Below are 16,799 nucleotides of genomic sequence, written 5' to 3'. Positions count from 1 at the left end.
TTCCAGCTGCTCACGCGGGTGGCGCGATTGCCGCGGTTGGTCACCACCCAGGTGACGGTGATCTGGTCGCCGGACTTCGGCGCCGGGTTGGAGACCTGGATGCTGTCGATCTGCAGGTCGGCTTCGCGATAGGTGATGTCCAGCGGGCTGCTGCCCACGTTGTTGTTGTTGGCGCTGCCTTCGTAGACCGAGCTGGCGTAGAGGTTGAGCCCCCAGGTGTTTTCGCCGCCGCCGAGCAGTTCGTCGGCGGCGCGCGGCGGCAGGCCGGAGCTGTCCGGACGCGCGCTGTCGGTGATGACGTAGATGTAGTAGCGCCCGTTGGTGCCCGGCGGCAGCGCCACGTTGGCGGTGGTGGTGTAGCTGGCGCCGGCGGCCAGGCCGTTGGTGTTCTGGTGTTCGAACTTGCCCAGGGCGATCGCGCGGCTGGGGATGAAGGTCGGGTCGGTGCTGATGAAGACCGAGTCCTGCCAGCTGACGGTGCCCGGCCATACGGACTGGCCGAAGTTGGTGACGGTCCAGCTGATCGGGGTCAGCTCGCCGGAGTAGTTCTGCGGCTGCACCTGCACCGCGGTCACCTGCAGGTCGGCCGGGTGCGGAATCACCGCCGCGGCGAAAGGCGTGGCGTTGTTGGCTTCGTTGAGTTCGCGCACCTGGCTGAGCGCGTCGGTCTTGACGATGATGTAGCTGCCGACGATGTCCGGCGCCAGCTGCACGGTCTGGTTGACCGTGTACTTCTCGCCGTTGTTGAGCGTGCGGCTCTGCGTGTAGCTGCCGATGGTCCAGATGCGGGTGGCCTTGCTCAGGTCCGCGTTGTCGGCCACGTAGATGGTGTCGGTCCAGCCGCCGGTGAACAGGTCGCCCTGGTTCTGCACGGTGTAGCTGAAGCTGACCGGGCCGCCGGCGTCGATGCTGGCCGGCGCGTTGACCTGGGTCACCACCAGGTCGGGCGGGGTGATGCCCAGCACGCTGATCGGGCGGCCCTTGTAGTCGTTGTTGTCGATCTGGGTGGCGTCGTCCTGGTTGATGTTGGACGCCAGCGTGTCTTCCAGGATGGTGCCGTAGGTGTTGGTCCAGACGGTGATGTAGTACTGGCCGCTGAGCGTGCCATCCGGGATGGCGACCTGCATGTCGCCGAGGTAGTCCTCGCCCACGGCGAGATTGCCGGTGTGCACCATCGAGCCCAGCAGCACGTCGCCCTTGTTGGCGCCCGGACGCTTGGGATCCTTGGCCAGCCACACGGTGTCGGTCCAGCTGTTGACGTCGGCGGTAAGGCCGCGCGTGGTGGCGCTGCCGAGGTTGCTGACCTTGTAGCGCACGTCGATGGTGCCGCCGTGCACGGCCTGGTCCGGCGCGGTCACGCCGCTGGTGACCAGGTCGGAGAACGGCACCGGGTCGATGTAGAAATGCACCGCCTTGGCGTTGTTGCCGTCGCTGGGATACTCGTCGACGTTGTTGTCGGCGTCGGCCACCACGATCAGGTAGGCATCGCCCGGGAAGCGGATCGGGATGCTGATGCTGCCGGTGATGTTGGAATAGCTCTGGGTCGGCGCCAGCGCGCTGCCGTTGTCGAAGGTGCCGACCAGCTGGTCGTCGCCGCTGAGCGTGCCGTCGTGCGACAGGTAGACCTTGTCGCGCCAGTGGCCGCTGGCGGGCACCGTGCCCAGGTTGGTGACGGTGTACTGGATGCCGACGGTGGTGCCGGCGGTGACGTGGTCGGGAATGCTGACCGCGCCCACCTGCAGGTCCGGACGCGGCTGCAGCGCGATGGGGGTCGGGTTGCTGGCCAGCAGCACGTCGTTGCCGGCGGCCGCGCCGTACTCGTACACCTGCGCGCCGGCACCGCCGAAGTTGGCATTGGTGGTGATCTGCAGGCGGTACAGCCCTTCGATCTTCGCCGGCAGGCGGATCTGCTCGGTGCGCTTGTAGTTTTCGCCGGCCTTGAGCGGGCGGTCGTAGGTGTAGCTGCCGAGCACGATGGCCGCGCCGGTGCCGCTGGCGGGCACCAGCTTGACGGTGTCGGTCCACGGGCCGAGCGCATCGGCCTGGCCCTGGTTGCTCACCGTCCAGGTCACGTCGGCCAGGCTGCCTTCGAGCAGGCTGGTGCCGTCCGCGGCAAGGCTGTCGGGCGAGGACGGGGCGATGCCGGCGGAGTTGACGATCAGGTCGGGCGAGGGCGCCAGCGTGACCGGCACGGCCGCGCTGTGGCCGGTGTCGTTGTCGCCGTAGATGAACTCGAACGGCCCGCCGGTGCGCACATTGACGTAGTAATTGCCCTGGATGCCGTTGGGCAGGGTGACGGTGATGCTGCGCGTGTAGCTGTCGTTCACCGCCAGCTGGCCGATATGGCTGGCGCTGCCGAACTGCGCGATCACGCCGGTGCCGTCCGGGTTGGCGCTGAGCCACACCTGGTCCGACCACTCCGAGCTGTCGGTGATGCCGATGCCCTGGTTGCTCACCGTCCAGGTCAGGGTCAGCGGCTGGCCGCTGACCGGGGTGCCCTGGGTGGAAACGGAGTTCACCTGCAGATCGGCGTACGGCTTGGGCATCACGTCGACGTTGTGGCCGAGCAGGGCCGTGTCGTTGGCGGTGTTGCCGTTCTCGAACACCTGGTGCGTGGCGTCGGTCACCACGAACAGCTTGTAGCGGCCGGTGGTGCCCGGCGGCAGCATCACGCTGAGCGCGCCGTTGTAGCTGGCGCCCGCGGCGAGCGCGCCGTTGTGCGCGACTTCGCCGATCACGCGGTCGTCGCCGTTGCCGAGCACGCCGTCGGTGGACAGGATCACCCGGTCCACCCACTGCGACGTGCTGCCCGCGCCGGTGCCGTTGTTGCTGACCGTCCAGCTCACGTCGATGGTGGCCGGGTCGGCGATCAGCGTGGACGGCGCCTGCACGGCGCTCACCGCAAGGTCGGCATAGGGCGCCAGCTGCACGGTGAGGTCCTGCTGCGCGGCGTTGTTGGCGCGGCTGTGGTCATCGATGGCGCTGGCGGCGTCGGTGACCACCACGATCTCGTAGTCGCCATTGGCATCCAGCGGCAGCTGGATATCGGCCGCGGCGTCGTAGCTGCCGCCGGTGGCGAGCGGGCCGCTGTGCGCCAGCTCGGCGACCTGGGTCAGCGTGCCGTTGTGCGACAGGTAGACGCGGTCGAGCCAGTTGCCGCTGGCGTTGCCGCCGTTGTTGGTCACCGTCCACTGCACGTGCAGGTTGCTGCCGGACAGCACCAGGGTGGGGCCGATGACCTTGCTGACCGAGAGATCCGGACGCGCCACCACCACCGGCGTGGCGGCGGAGGCGCTGTTGTCGTTCTCGCCGTCGCGTTCGTACACCGTGTTGTCGGTGTCGGTGCGCACCACGAAGGTGTAGGTGCCCTCGGTGAAGCCGGCGGGCAGGCTGAAGGCGATGCTGCGCGCCGCGCTGGCGCCGGCGGCGAGGCCGCCGGTGAAGAACTGGTTGGCCACTTCGATCTGGTGGCCCTGGCCGTCGTCCAGATACACGCGGTCGCGCCACACGCCGGTGGCGTCGCCGGTGCCGGTGTTGTGCGCGGTATAGCTCAGGCTCACCGCATCGCCCGGACGCACCGCGGCCGGGCCGCTGACGTCGCTGACGGTGAGGTTGGCCGAAGGCGCCAGGGTGATGTGCAGCGGCACCGTGGTGGCGCCGGCGTTGTTGCCGGTGTGGCCGTTCTCGGTGACGGTGTTGTTGAGGTTGGTGGTGACCAGGATGTAGTAGTCGCCCACCAGGTCGCGCGGCAGGGTCAGCGTCGCGGTGGCGGTATAGGTGGCGCCGCCGTTGGCGAGCACGCCGGCATGCGTGACCGAGCCGGCCAGCACGATGTCGTCGGCCGAGGGCACGCCGGTGCGCGACAGCACCACGCGGTCGTTCCACAGCGCCAGGTTGGTGGGCGCATTGCCGGTGTTGGACACCGTCCAGCTCACCTGCACGTTCTCGCCGCTGAGCGCGGTAGCGGGCGCGCTCACCGACACCACGCCGAGATCGGCGTACGCCGCGGCTACCGTGATCGGCTTGGCCACGCTGGCGTTGTTGCCGCGCGTATCCGGTTCCAGCACTTCGCCCTGGCTGTCGGCGCGCACGGCCAGGTAGTAGTGGCCGTCGTTGAGCAGGGGCAGGTTGAGGGTGGCGCTCTGCGTATAGCTGCCGCCCACCGCCAGTGCGCCGTTGCGGCGCACCGTGCCGATCACGATGTCGTCGGCATTGCCGATGATGGCGTCGGAGCTCAGCACGATCTCGTCGGACCAGGCATCGCCGGTCGGCGCCTGGCCGTGGTTGGCCACGGTCCAGCTGATCGTCACCGGCTGGCCGCCGATCGCGTTCGGCGGCGTGGCGATGCTGTCCACGCGCAGATCCGCGTACGGCACGGCGGCGGAGACCACCGCGGTGGCGGCGCTGTTGTTGCTCTCGGCGTCGTGGGTGAGATTGGTTTCGTAGAGCACGCCCACGCCGGCCGCGTTCTGGTCGGCGGTGACCGTGATGCTTAAGTTGCCGGTGCCCTTGAGGCCGTCCGGCAGGCGGAAGGTGAAGCTGCGCAGGCGATGCTCGCCGGGGCCGATCGGGCCGTTGACCTGGCCGTTGACCAGCGCGGTGGGGTCGTACACCAGGCTGGTGTCGAGCACGCTCATGCCGTTGTCGACGCGGCTGACCGTGATGCGGTCGTTGAACGCGGTGCCGGTGGCGCTGGCGCCCTGGTTCCAGTCTTCCCAGGTAATGGTGACCAGGCCGCCGGCCTGGACGGTGGTGCTGACCACCTGCAGGTTCTGCACCTGCAGGTCGGGGCCGACCGCCTGGTCGATCTCGGCGACGTTGTTGCTCTCGCCGGTGCCATTGGCATTGGCCTCGGGAATCTCGCCCAGGCTGTCGGCGATCACGCGGATGGCGAAGTTGCCGGAGGCATCCACGCCGGTCGGCCAGGTGAAGCTGGCCGTGCGCTGGCGCGTGGCGCCGGCGGCGAGCGGGCCGTTGTCGAGCAGGTCGCGCAGGGTGACGGTGGCCACCACCTTGCCGGTGGACAGGTTGCGCACCTCCAGCGTTTCGCTCCACGGCTGCGCCACGGCGACGTTGCCCTGGTTGCCGACGCTCCAGCTCACGTTGACGCTCTGGCCCGGCTGGAACGCGCTCGACGGCTGCAGGCTCAGGTCCTGCACGGTGAGGTCGGCATACGGCGACAGCTGCACCGTGGCGGTGATGCTGGCGGCGTTGTTGCTTTCCGCATTGCCGGCGCTGTTGCTCTCCTTGACCACGTTGTCCGCGTCGGTGAGCACGGTGATGCTGATGGTGCCGGCGGCGTAGGAGCCGTCCGGCAGGCGGATCTGCTGGTGGCGCGTGCGCGCATCGCCCACGCCGATCGGGCCGTTGGCCGCGTCGGAGGCGTCGTACGGCACGCTGATGTCGGCCAGGATCACGCCGGTGGCGACGTTGCGGATGACGATGCGGTCGTTCCAGTTGCCGCTGGCCGGCAGCACGCCCTGGTTGGCGACCACCCATTGCACGTCGACGCTCTGGCCCGTCTGCAGGGTGCCGGCGGGCGACACGTTCACCGAGGTGACGGTGAGGTCGGGCGCCGGGGTGACGACGAGCGTGTCCAGCACGGTGACCGGCGTGTCGGGCACGCGCACCACGTTGAACGAAACGTTCGGCGTGACATTGCCGCCGCTGTTGTAGCTGGAGTTGGCCAGCACCAGGGTGTAGCGGCCGCCGACCAGCAGGTGGCCCAGGTCGATGCCGCTGCCGTTGAACTGGTAGGTGTAGTTGCTGCCGTTCCAGCTGCCGTAATCGTTGCCCATGCTCTGCTGGTAGAACACGGTGCGGCCCTGCGGATCGAGCAGGGTCCAGGTCGGCACGTAGCCGCTGCTGGTGGCGCTCAGGCCCGGCAGCGCGTCGAGGAAGTAATGCGCGCCGGCCTCCACGTCGAAGCTGTACAGCTGCAGGCCGCCGGCGGTGTCCATGGTGGTGCTGACCGGCGTGCCGGGCGTCACCGCCGTGGCATGCGCGGCGTCGAGCATGCGGAAACTGAAGGGGTTGGCGCTGCTGTTGTTGCTCCACACCGTCAGCAGGTAGTCGCCGGCGGCGAGCAGGCCATTGAAGTCGTAGCTGTAGTTGTACGAGTAGGTGTAGCCCATCTGCTGGTAGAACACCTGCGAGCCGCTGGCGCTGGTCAGCTTCCAGTAGGCGCCGTTGGGCAGGTTGAGGGCGTCGAACGCCACTACCGAGTCGTGGTCAAGGTGCACCGTGTACTGCAGCGGCACGCCGGAGGCCGGCGCGGTGCCGCTGACGGCGGTGTTGGGCTGCAGCGCGGTATAGCCGGCCTTGATGGCGAAGCTGTAGTTGACCGAGCTCCACGGCACGTAGCCGGGGTTGTCGATCACCAGGTAGTAGTTGCCCGCCGCCAGCGGCAGCGCGCCGCTCTGGTAGTACATCGAACCGTAGGCGACCTCGCTGCCGTAGGGCGAGACCAGGTGCCAGTTCAGATAGCTCTGCTGGCCGGTGGTGTTGATCGGGTCGAACCAGAACTCGCTGGCCTGGGCGAGGTTGAGCTGGAACACCTGCGGGCCGTTGCTCGGCGTATAGGTGCCGGTGGTCAGCACGTCCGGCAGCAGCGCGGGCACGGTGGACAGGTCCAGCGCCTTGAAGTTGATCCAGCGCGTGCCGGCATTGCCGTTGAGATCGACGAAGCGGAAGGTGTAGTTGCCCGCGCCCGGCAGGATCACCGCACGGTTGGCGCTGTGCGGATCGAAGGAATAGAGCAGGGTGCCCTGGCCGTCGTAGACGTCCATGCGTACGTTCTGTTCGGACGGCATGGTGACCAGGAGCGACGTGCCCTGGCTGGCCTGCAGCTGATAAGCCAGGCTGCCGTTCTGCAGCAGGCCCTGCACGGCGCCGCCCACCGGCAGCGCCGGCAGCAGGTGCGAGGTGGTGAGGGTGAAGCTGTAGTTCTGCGCGGCGGCGTTGCCGTCGTCCTGGGTCTCGCGCACCAGGTAATAGCTGCCGGTGCGCGGCAGGTTGGCGATGCTGCCGGCGCCCTGCACCTGCTGCAGGTAGTGGCCGAACTCGTCGTACAGCGTCCAGCTGAAGTTGTCGCTGCTGTCCAGGGTGACGGTGTCGCCGCTGTTGGCGTCGAAGCGGAACAGCTCGGCATTGCCGGCGACGGTGTCGCCGGTGGTGGCAGCGCCTTTCGTCAGCGCGGTGGCGGTGCCCAGGTCCAGCAGGCGCAGGCGCGCGTTGTCGAAGCCGTACGGCATGCTGTCGATGACCAGCTGGTAGTCGCCGCCTTCCAGCTCGAAGGCGGCGTCGGGCTGGGCGGCGTCGTCCTGGCTGTCGAGCAGCGTCTGGCCGTGCCGCGCGATGTGCCAGTTGAGGTAGCCGTCGTAGTTGAGATAGCCCAGGTCCAGCAGCAGGTGGGTGGCGCGGTCGAGGTGGAAGCTGTACGTGGCCGGGCCGGTGGGGCGCAGCACGTCGCCGAGCTGCACCCGCACGTGGCTCAGTTCGAACTGGAACGCCACCGGCGCGGTGCTGCTGCCGGCATCGGCCTGGTAGAGCAGCACGTAGCGGCCGTTCGCATTCAGCGCCACGTCGGTGGCGCTGGTGAGGTCGCCGCTGGCGGCGATGCTGCCGTTCGGGTCGAGCAGGATCCACTGGCCGCTGAGCGTGCCGTGGTCCTGCGACGCCACGTGCAAGGTGTCGCCCGCGTTGCCGTCGAACGCGTAGGCCTTGGCCTGGCCCGGGGCGATGCTGTCGTTGAGCGGTGCATCGAGCGGCAGCGGCGCCGCGGTGGCGGCGTCGAGCAGCGCCAGCGACAGGTGGCTGGCATCGGCGCCCTTGGCGCGCAGGGTCAGGCGGTAGCTGCCGGCGGCGAGGGTGATGCCTTGCACCGCGGCATTGCCGGGCATCCAGCTGCCCCAGCCGAGGTAGTTCTCGTTCTGGGTGAGCTGCCAGTCGTAGCCGGCGCCGGTGTTGGCGAGCGCGTCGAGCAGCAGGCGCGTGGGCGCCGCGACGTTGAGGTCGTAATAGACCGTGTCGGACGTACCTTGGGTGTCGACCTGCAAAGTGTCGCCGAGCTGCGCCGTGCCGTTGGCGGCCGGCTGCGTGCTGTCCAGCGCGAAGCCGTAGCTGGCCGGACCGGCGGCATCGCCGGTGGCGGACCACACCAGGTAATAGGTGCCGCTGCTGGCGAAGGCCGGCAGCGCGTCGTTGCTGGAGGAGCTGTCGCTCCACACGTTCTGGCCCTGCGCGTCGAAGATCTCCCACGCGCCGTCGCCGCTGCTGCCGGGCTGCGGCACGAAGTGCAGGCGCTGTCCGGCCTGCGCCTGGAAGGCGTAGGTCTGCAGCTGGCCGGGGTTGAGCGTCACGGTGGCCGGCGTATCCAGCGGCAGTGCGATGGCGTCGGCGAAGCTCTGGAACATCAGCGTGTAGCTGGCGTCGCCAGGGTTGGCGCCTTCGCTCATCGCCGCGGCGAAGGATTCGCCGCCGCCACCGCCGTTGCCACGGCTGGTGACGGGGATGACGTAGTGGCCCTTGCTCAGGAACAGCGTGTAGTAGCCGTTGCTGTTGAGCTGGTAGTTGCGGCCCGGCAGCTGGAATTCGGCGGAGACGCCGTCGCTGTAGCTGGGCATCCACAGGCTGATCACCTGGTCGTGGTCCAGGTCGATGCTGTACAGCTTCACGCCGCCTTCGGCCGGCAGCGTATCCGCCAGGCTCTGGCCCGACAGCAGCGGCGTGGGCGCCGCGATGCGCAGCGCGGTGGCCGTGTTGTCGTTCAAATAGGTGTTGGTGAGCGCGGCGTACCAGGTGCCGTCGCTGTCGGCGTGCACCACGTAGTAGCCGGTGTTGTCGTTGAACCAGTACGAGCCTTGCGCGTTGAGGCTGGCGTCGTAGAGCTGCACCTGGCTGCCGGGCGCGCCGGTGACGTAGTAGTCCTGTCCGGCCTTGACCTTGAAGCCGTACAGGCCGAGCACCGCCGGCGCCGCGAGTGCGCCGTCGGCGACGGTGGCCTGGGCTTGCGTGGCGACGCTGAAGTCGAGATCCGCCGAGCCGTCCAGCGAGGCGTCGATCTCCAGCGTGTAGTCGCCCGCCGCCAGCCGCTCGGGCTGCATGAAGTTGCCTTCGTAGCCGGGGAAGTTGCCGGACAGCACCTGGCCGTTGGCATCGAGCAGGCGCCACTGGATGCCCCAGCTGGTGGCCCAGCCGTTGACCGAGACCAGCGCGGCCTGGTCCAGCTTGAAGGTGTAGGCGCGCGCGTCGTTGTTGGTCAGCGTGACGCTGCTGGCCTGGCCCAGCGTGAGCGGCGCGGTCGGCAGCACCGGCGGATCGATATGGCCGGTGAGCGTGTTGCCGGCGGTGATCGTCAGCGGACCGTTGGCATGGGACAGCACCAGCGCATAGTTGCCGGTGGCCGACAAATCGAGGCTGAGCTGGGCGAGGCCGGTGCCGACCCAGCCCGAGGAGATGACGCTGCCATCCGGCGCGAACAGGTACCACAGCGCCTGCGGCGAACCGATGCTGGTGCTGCTGGCCTGCAGCGACAGACCGATGCTGTCGCCCGCATGGCCGGTGAAATGCCACACCTGCGCGCCGGAGGTGTCGGCCAGGTCGGCGCTGGCGGTGGTGCCGGGCGACAGGTCCGCCGCGGCATCCACATCGATCAGGCGGAAGCTGGGCGACGAGCTGCTGTCGGTGCCGACCGGGCCGTAGCTGTACATGCGCAGCGTGTAAGTGCCCTTCGGCAACTGCAGCAGCGTGGTCTGGCCGTTCGACAGGTAGACGGTGCCGTTGCTCCACATCTGGCCGGTGGCGTCGACGACGTCGAAATAGATCGCTTGGTTGGGCAGGTTGGCAGCTACCGCGATGAAGCGGCCTGGCGCGTCCAGGCTGAAGTTGTAGCCGGCGTGGTAGTTGCCTGCCTCGTCCAGCACGATCGGCTGGTCGGCGCCGGGCGTCAGCGCGTACACCGGTACTGCAACCGGTGCACCCTTGACCGTATAGGAAATCGGATCCGTGCCGCCGACGGTGTCGGGGTAGGCGAGCAGGGTGTAGGTGCCGGAGGACAGCTGCTGGCGATGGAAGCCGCTGCTGCCGGAGGTGACCGCGTAGCCGTTTTCGTCGTAGAGCACCCACTCGACGCCGACAGCCTCGTCGCCGCCGGCGACGCCGAAGTCGTAGGCGGACTGGCCGTCGCTGGTGAAGGTGTAGGCCGCGGTGGTATGGCTGGCGTCGAACTGCGCCTGCGCGCTGCCGGCGCCATCGAGCGACGGCGCCTGCGACAGGTCGGTCAGCGCGAAGGCGTAGCTCTCGCCGCTCCAGTTGCCGGTGACGCGGATGTCGTAGTCGCCCGGCGGGAGGAAATAGCGGTCGCCCTGGACCTGCGCGTCGTAGGGGTAACCGTTGTAGTAGATGCTGTACTGGATGTTGCCGCCGTCGACCAGCCGGCTCAGCAGGAGGCTGGTGGCGTGATCGAGGCTGAGGCGGTAACCCTGGGGGTTGTCCGGATTGCCGCTCAGCGTGCCGTTGACGTACTGGCCCGGCTGAATCTGCGGCAGCGTGGCGGCGCTCTGCGCCAGTGTGTAGGCGACGTCCGCGCCCTCCGGATCCTGGCCCTTCAGCACCAGCACGTAGTCGCCGCCGGGCAGGGTGGCCAGGTCGGTGTCGCTGCCGTCGACGGCCTGCGCGATCAGGTTGCCGTAGGTGTCGAACAGGCTCCAGCGCAGCGACGAGGCGTCGGCCACGCCGAACGCCAGGTGCAGTGCGCTGGGCGCGGCCAGCGTGAAGCGATAGGCCACGGCGGCCGCGCCGCCGGCGATGCTGCCCGGCACGCCGCCGGCCGGCAGCGCCGGCGCGTCGGACAGATCGAGCAGCTGCAGGGCGTAATGCGCGCCCGGACTGTCGCTGCGGATCCACAGCTCGTAGCTGCCGCCGGTGAGCTGCTGCAGCGAGGGCGCGCTGTTTTCCACATCCAGCGAACCCGGATTGTTGTTCTGCAGCCACGCCAGCGCAGGCTCGCCGCCGATCGGCGTCAGGCCCCACTGGATGTCGCCGTCGGAACCGAGGTTGTGCAGCAGCACGCGCATGTCGTGGTCGAGCGTGATGCGGTAGACCGCGAAGCCGGTGACCGGATCGGTGCTGCCGGCGAGGCTGTCGCCGGGCTGCGCGGCCGGCGGCGCCACGGCGTCGACGTGCAGCGCGAACGCGGCATCCGTATTGCCGGTGCGCGCGAGCAGCAGGCGGTAGGAGCCGGTACCCAGCACAGGCGTATCCACCGCGGTGCCGGCCGCGCCATCGGCGACCAGGTTGCCGCCCAGGTCGTACAGCGACCAGGCCAGCGAGCTGTCGCCGCTGGCGTCCAGCGCGATATGCAGCGCGCCGGAGCCGTTCGCTTCGTAGCGGTAGACCAGGGCCGCCTGGCCGGCGGCAAGCTGGCCGCTGCTGGTGCCCGTGGGCAAGGCAGCCGCGGCGGCGGTGTCGACGGTCTGGAACGCGTAGCTGGCCTGGTCCGCGGTGGCGGCGATGGTCAGCACGTAGTCGCCGGCATAGGGCAGCGCGGCGTAGGCGCTGGCGTCCTCGTCGGACCACGGGTTCTCGCTGGAAGCGCCGGCCGGCGTCAGGCGCCAGTGCACGCCGTGCGAACCGAGGTCGCGCAGCAGGTTGGCGATGGCAAGGGTCTGCGCGTAGCCGATCGTCACCCGGTAGCTTGCGCTGTCGCCGACGAAGTTGAAGCTGCCATTGACCGAGCCGCCCCAGGCCAGCGGCGGCGCCGGCGGCGCCTGCGTTTCGCTGGAGGTCACCGTGTAGTCGGCGGCGGCGCCATCGATCACCAGGTAGCGCTGCGTGCCGGCGGCGACGCTCTGCGCGATCGTGGTGGCGGCGAGCGCGCCGCTGCCGGAAGCGACCAGCCGGCCGCCGGCGTCGTACACGCGGATGCTGGCGCCGCTGCCCTGCGCGGTGCTCACCGCGAGCTGGATCGCCGACTGGTCCACGCCCGCGGTGAGGCGGTAGACCAGGGCGTGGCTGTCGGCAGCGCTGACGCTGGACGAACCGATGGCGAGATCGGTCGCGCTGGCGAAGTCGACGATACGCACGCCGTAGGCGCCGAGCTGCGACGCATCGTCTGCAAGCACTTCCAGCGTGTAGGTGCCCGGGCCGAGCAGGCAGGCGGATGCGGTGCCGGTGTGGCCGGTCTGCACCAGGCTGCCGTCGGCGGCGCGGATGTTCCAGCGCTGGCCGGCGTCGCCGAAGCCGTCGACCAGCACGGTGGCGGGCGCGGCGATGGCGAAGGCATAGCTGTCCGGCACGCCGGCCACGCTGCTGTGGCCTTGCACGTCGGTGCCGAGCGTGAGGCTGGCATGCGCAGGCGTGGTCAGCGCGGCGCTGTAGCCGATGTCGGTTTCGGCGCCATCGCCATTACCGCTCAGCTGCAGCTGGTAGCGGCCGCCGTGCGGCAGCTTGAACAGCAGGTCCTGGCCGGCGGCCACGTTGCCGAAGTTCAGCACCACGTTGCCGCTGGCATCGAGCACGCGCGCGGATGCGCCGCTGCCGGCGATGCTGTCGAAGTGGAATGCGAGGTAATCGCCGGCCGCACCCTGCACGGCGTACAGCACGCTGCTGCCGGACGGTGCGATGCGCGCCGTCTGCGCCGCGCCGAGGCTGAGCGCGGCCGTGCCGTTGAAGTCGAACAGGTTGAAGGCGAAGGCGCCGGTGGCCGCGCCATTGGGGATGACGGTGAGCCGGTAGTTGCCCGCGGCGGGCAGCTGCAGCAGCAGGTCGCCGCTGCCGTCCATCGCCGCGCTGCTGACCACGTTGCCGAGCGGGCCTTGCAATTGCCAGCTGAGGTCGCTGCGGTGGGCTAGGCTCTGGAACAGCACCGCGCCCGGCGCGCCGAGCGCGAAGTCGTATGCGTAGCGCTGGCCCGGCGTGGCGATGGCGGCCGTGGCCGGCGTGCCCGGCACCAGCGGCTGCACCGTGGTGACGACGTGGCGCAGCACGAAGTTCACCGCGGCGTCGGTGCTGGCGTTCCATGCGTTCTGCCAGCTGAGCACATAGCTGCCGGCGGCGAGGTGGAACGGCGTGGCGTTGTCGTAGTTGCTGTTGCCGCTGGCGATCACCTGGCCTTGCGCGTTCTGCACCTGCCACTGCTCGTAGTTGCCGTCCTGCGGCCCTTCCAGGCGGAAGTCGCCGTCGGCGGCCACGTCGAAGCGGTACGGCGCCGGCAGCCCGGCGGCCGGCAGCGAGGCGGTGGTCGGCGTGTCGGCCGCCAGCGCGGGCATGGCGGCCTGGTTGAGCAGGCTGAAATGGAAATTGCCGGTGGAGAGATCGCCATAGGCCACGGTCAGCACGTAAGTGCCGGCGGGCAGGTCGAGCAGGTTCTGGCTCGAATAGCTGAAATCGCGCTGCGACACTTCCGGGCCGCGCGGGCCGGTGAGGCTCCAGCGCAGGTAGGAGCCGTTGTTGACCGGCGTGTTCATCAGCACCGAGGTCGGCGCGTCCAGGGTGAAGCTGTACTGGATGCTCTGGCCGGGCTGGGTGATCGCGCCGGCGGTATCGGCGCCCAGCGTGAGCGCGGCGTTCTGCGCGCTGCGCAGGCCCAGGGTGAAGTTCAGCGGCTGCGACTTCGGCGCGCTGTTGCCCACATAGGGCGAGACCACCAGCAGATACTCGCCGGTATAGGTCGCGGCGATGTCGGCGTTGTCGTAGCCGTTGTAGATCGAGCCCGACGCGATGACGGCGCCGCCCGGCGCCAGGATGCGCCAGTCGGCATTGTTGGTCTGCGCGCTGGGGTCGCTCTGCAGGTAGAAGTGGTCGCCCGCGCTGGCGTTGAAGCGGAAGAGCTGCGTCTGGTCGGTGACCAGGGTGGTCTGCACCGGCGTGCCGGGCTGCAGCTCCTGCGCGATGCCGCGGTCGAGCACGCGGAAGGACAGGTCGGTGGGCGTGTCGTTGCTGCTGCGGAACAGCAGCGTGTACTGCCCCGGCGGCAGCAGCTGCATGGTGCCCTGGTCGTAGCTGGCCCACTGCCAGCCGACGATGGTGCCGGCGGTGGAGCGCAGCATCCATTGCAGGTTGGACGGATTGCCGTTGGCGCCGGCGAGGAAGTCCGGCACCACGGTCTGCGCGTGATCCAGGGTGAAGCTGTACTGCGCGATCGACTGGCGGCCGGCCAGCGTGGCGTGGGCGACGTCGTTGAACGACAGCGGCGTGGTGCTGGTGTCCGTCGCGCTGAGGGTGAAGGTGTCGCGGTCGGTGGCGTAGCTGTCGTAGTAGTAGCCCAGGTCCAGCAGCGTGTAGGTGCCGTCGGCCGGAACGCGGAACAGCGTGCCGATGTTGTCGCCGGACTGCGCCGGCAGCACTTGTCCCTGCGGGCCGACCAGGCGCCAGGTCGGGCTGTAGCCGGAGATGTAGTCGGTGTTGAGTAGCAGGGTCTGCCCGGCGCTGGCCTGCACGCGGTAGCCCGCGGCGGCGCTGCCCGGCGAACGCTGGGCGATGGTCTGCTGGCCCAGCTGCAGGTTCGGCAGGGTGGACAGGTCGACCGCGCTGAAAGCGTAGGCGCCGGCGCTGTAGCCGCTGGACGGCGCGCCCTGCAGGGTCAGCGCATAGTCGCCGGCGGGCAGGGTGAGGATCTGGTCACCGCTGGAAACCCAGGTATTGAATTCGGTGCCGCGCGGACCTTGCAGGTTCCAGTAGGTGTTACCGGACTGCTGCGCATCCAGCAGCAGCTGAGTCGTCGCACCGAGCGTGAAGCGGTAGGTCTGCGTGCTGTTCCACGCCGCCAAGGTGCCGGCGGTGACGCTGCCGAGCGTGAGCGGATCGCCTGCCGGCAGCGGCGCCGGGGCGGTGTTGCCGGTGTTGTCCAGGCGAGCCTGGAAATTCACCGGCGCGGTGTTGCCGACATAGCCTTCGATCAGCAGCGTGTAGCTGCCCGCATTGGCCAGGCTCACCGCCGCGCTGTCGCCAGACAGATTTCCGGTGCCGATGGTGCGGCCGAACATGTCGACGATCCGCCACACCGCGCTGCCGCCGGTGGCGCTGGCCGCGTGCACGGCGACGCTGTCGCCCGCCGCGGCGGTGAACTGATAAGCCGTGCTGCTATTGCCCGGCGACAGCGTGCCGGACAGCGGCGCGCCCTGCGCCAGCGCCGCGGCGGTGGACAGATCCAGCAGGTTGAAGGCGAACGCGCCGGTGGCATCGCCGGAACCCTGCACGGTGAGCGTGTAGTCGCCCGCCGGCAGCGCCAGTACGTTCTGCCCCGAGTTGCCGTCGGAGGAATTCAGCGAGCGGCTGTTGACTTCCTGGCCGCGCGGGCCGGCCAGCGACCACAGCATGTCGCCGCGGCTGGACAGCGAATCGAAGGCCAGCTGCGTGGCCGCGGCCAGATGGAAGGAGTACACCGCCGACTGGCCGGCCAGCGGGATCGAGCCGTTCACCGCGGTGCCGATGCTCAGCGCGGAAGTGAGATCCGGCACCTGGTTGAGCTGGAAGTTGTAGCCGATGGCCGCGGTGGGCGAGTTGTAGATATAGCCGTCCAGCATCAGCCAGTAGGTGCCGGTCGAGGCCACGGTGAACGGCGCCGTGCCCGAACCCAGATAGCTGCTCTGCACCGGGTTGCCGTAGGCATCGAGCAGCCGCCAGTAGACCGTGCCGCCGGTGGGCGACTGGCTGCCGAGGTACAGCTTCTGGCCCTGGGTCAGCGCCACCTTGTAGATGGTCGAGCCGGTGGGCTGGTCCAGCGTGCCGCTGATCGGCGTGTTGACGGCCAGCGTATGCGCGGAGGCATCGGTGAGCATGCGGAAGGCATAGCTGCCCGCCTGGCCGTTGTAGCCGCGCACCGCCAGTGTGTAGGTGCCCGCCGACAGTTCGAAGGCGTTGCTGGTTTCGGACTGGTTATGCGGCGCGACGATGTCGCCGTTGGGGCCGCTCAGGCCCCAGTTGAAATTGTTGCTCAGCGCGTCGAACGCCATCTGGGTGTCGGCGTTGAGCGTGAAGCTGTAGTAGTTGGTCTGGCCGGGCTGGGTTACCGCGGTGGTGACCTGGTCCAGCGTCAGCGGCAGCTGCGGATTCACCACCGGATTGAGCGTAAAGCTGTAGCTCACCGGCGCGGTGTTGTACGAGGCGCCTTCCACCAGCAGCAGGTATTCGCCGCTGCTGGGCACGCTGAAGGTGTCCGGGTCGCTGCCGATGCTGTAGTGCGGGCCGACCTGGCGGCCGTACGGATCGATCAGGCGCCAGTAGGCGGAGCCGCCGCTGACGCTGTTGCTCTTGAAGAAGAACTGCTGGCCGGCGCTGGCGTCGAAGCGGTAGACGCTGGTCTCGTTGCCCTGCACCAGGGTGTCGGACACGGCCGTGCCGGGCGTGAGATTGGCGGCCGCGGTGGCGTCCACGATGCGCATGGCGTAGCTGCCGGTGGCATCGGCGGAGCCCGCCACGGTGAGCGTATAGGTGCCGCTGCCGAGGTCGAACGCCGGCATGCTGCTGCTGTTGCCGTCGTCGGAGAACTGGCGCCCGTTGACCACGGTGCCGTTCGGGCCGGTCAGCGTCCAGTTGAGATCGGAGCGGTTGGTCAGGCTGTCGAAGACGACGCGCTTGGTGTCCTGCACGGTGAACTGGTACTGCTTCTGCTGGCCGGGCGCATCGAGCGCGCCGTTGATCGACAGCGCGGCGGGATTGACGTCGCCGGACAGCAGCACGCGCGGTTCCAGCGCTTCGAAGCGGATGGCCGGTGTGTTCGAAGCAGGTGCGGTGTCGATCGCTTCCGCGGCGGAGGTTTCGTTGAGCTTGCCGTTGCTGTTGCCGTGCGACTGTTCCAT

Annotated in this window: 1 protein-coding gene (only partly in view); it reads right to left on the bottom strand. The window is 69.1% G+C overall.

Going from position 1 to position 16,799, the window contains the following annotated elements; all coding sequences use genetic code 11:
- A protein-coding gene (locus FHW84_RS12875) for an Ig-like domain-containing protein (RefSeq protein ID WP_167256101.1) crosses the window boundary here: on the bottom strand, window positions 1-16,799 show its start. 21,613 nt of this gene lie to the left of the window's left edge; the window shows 16,799 of its 38,412 coding nt (coding positions 1-16,799); it begins with the start codon at window positions 16,797-16,799; its stop codon lies beyond the left edge, outside the window.

Origin of the sequence: Dyella sp. SG562 (assembly GCF_011759495.1) — a bacterium.
GTDB classification, from domain to species: domain Bacteria; phylum Pseudomonadota; class Gammaproteobacteria; order Xanthomonadales; family Rhodanobacteraceae; genus Dyella_D; species Dyella_D marensis.
Note: the sequence above shows the minus strand (reverse complement) of the source record. Positions and strands in the feature narration are given on the sequence as shown.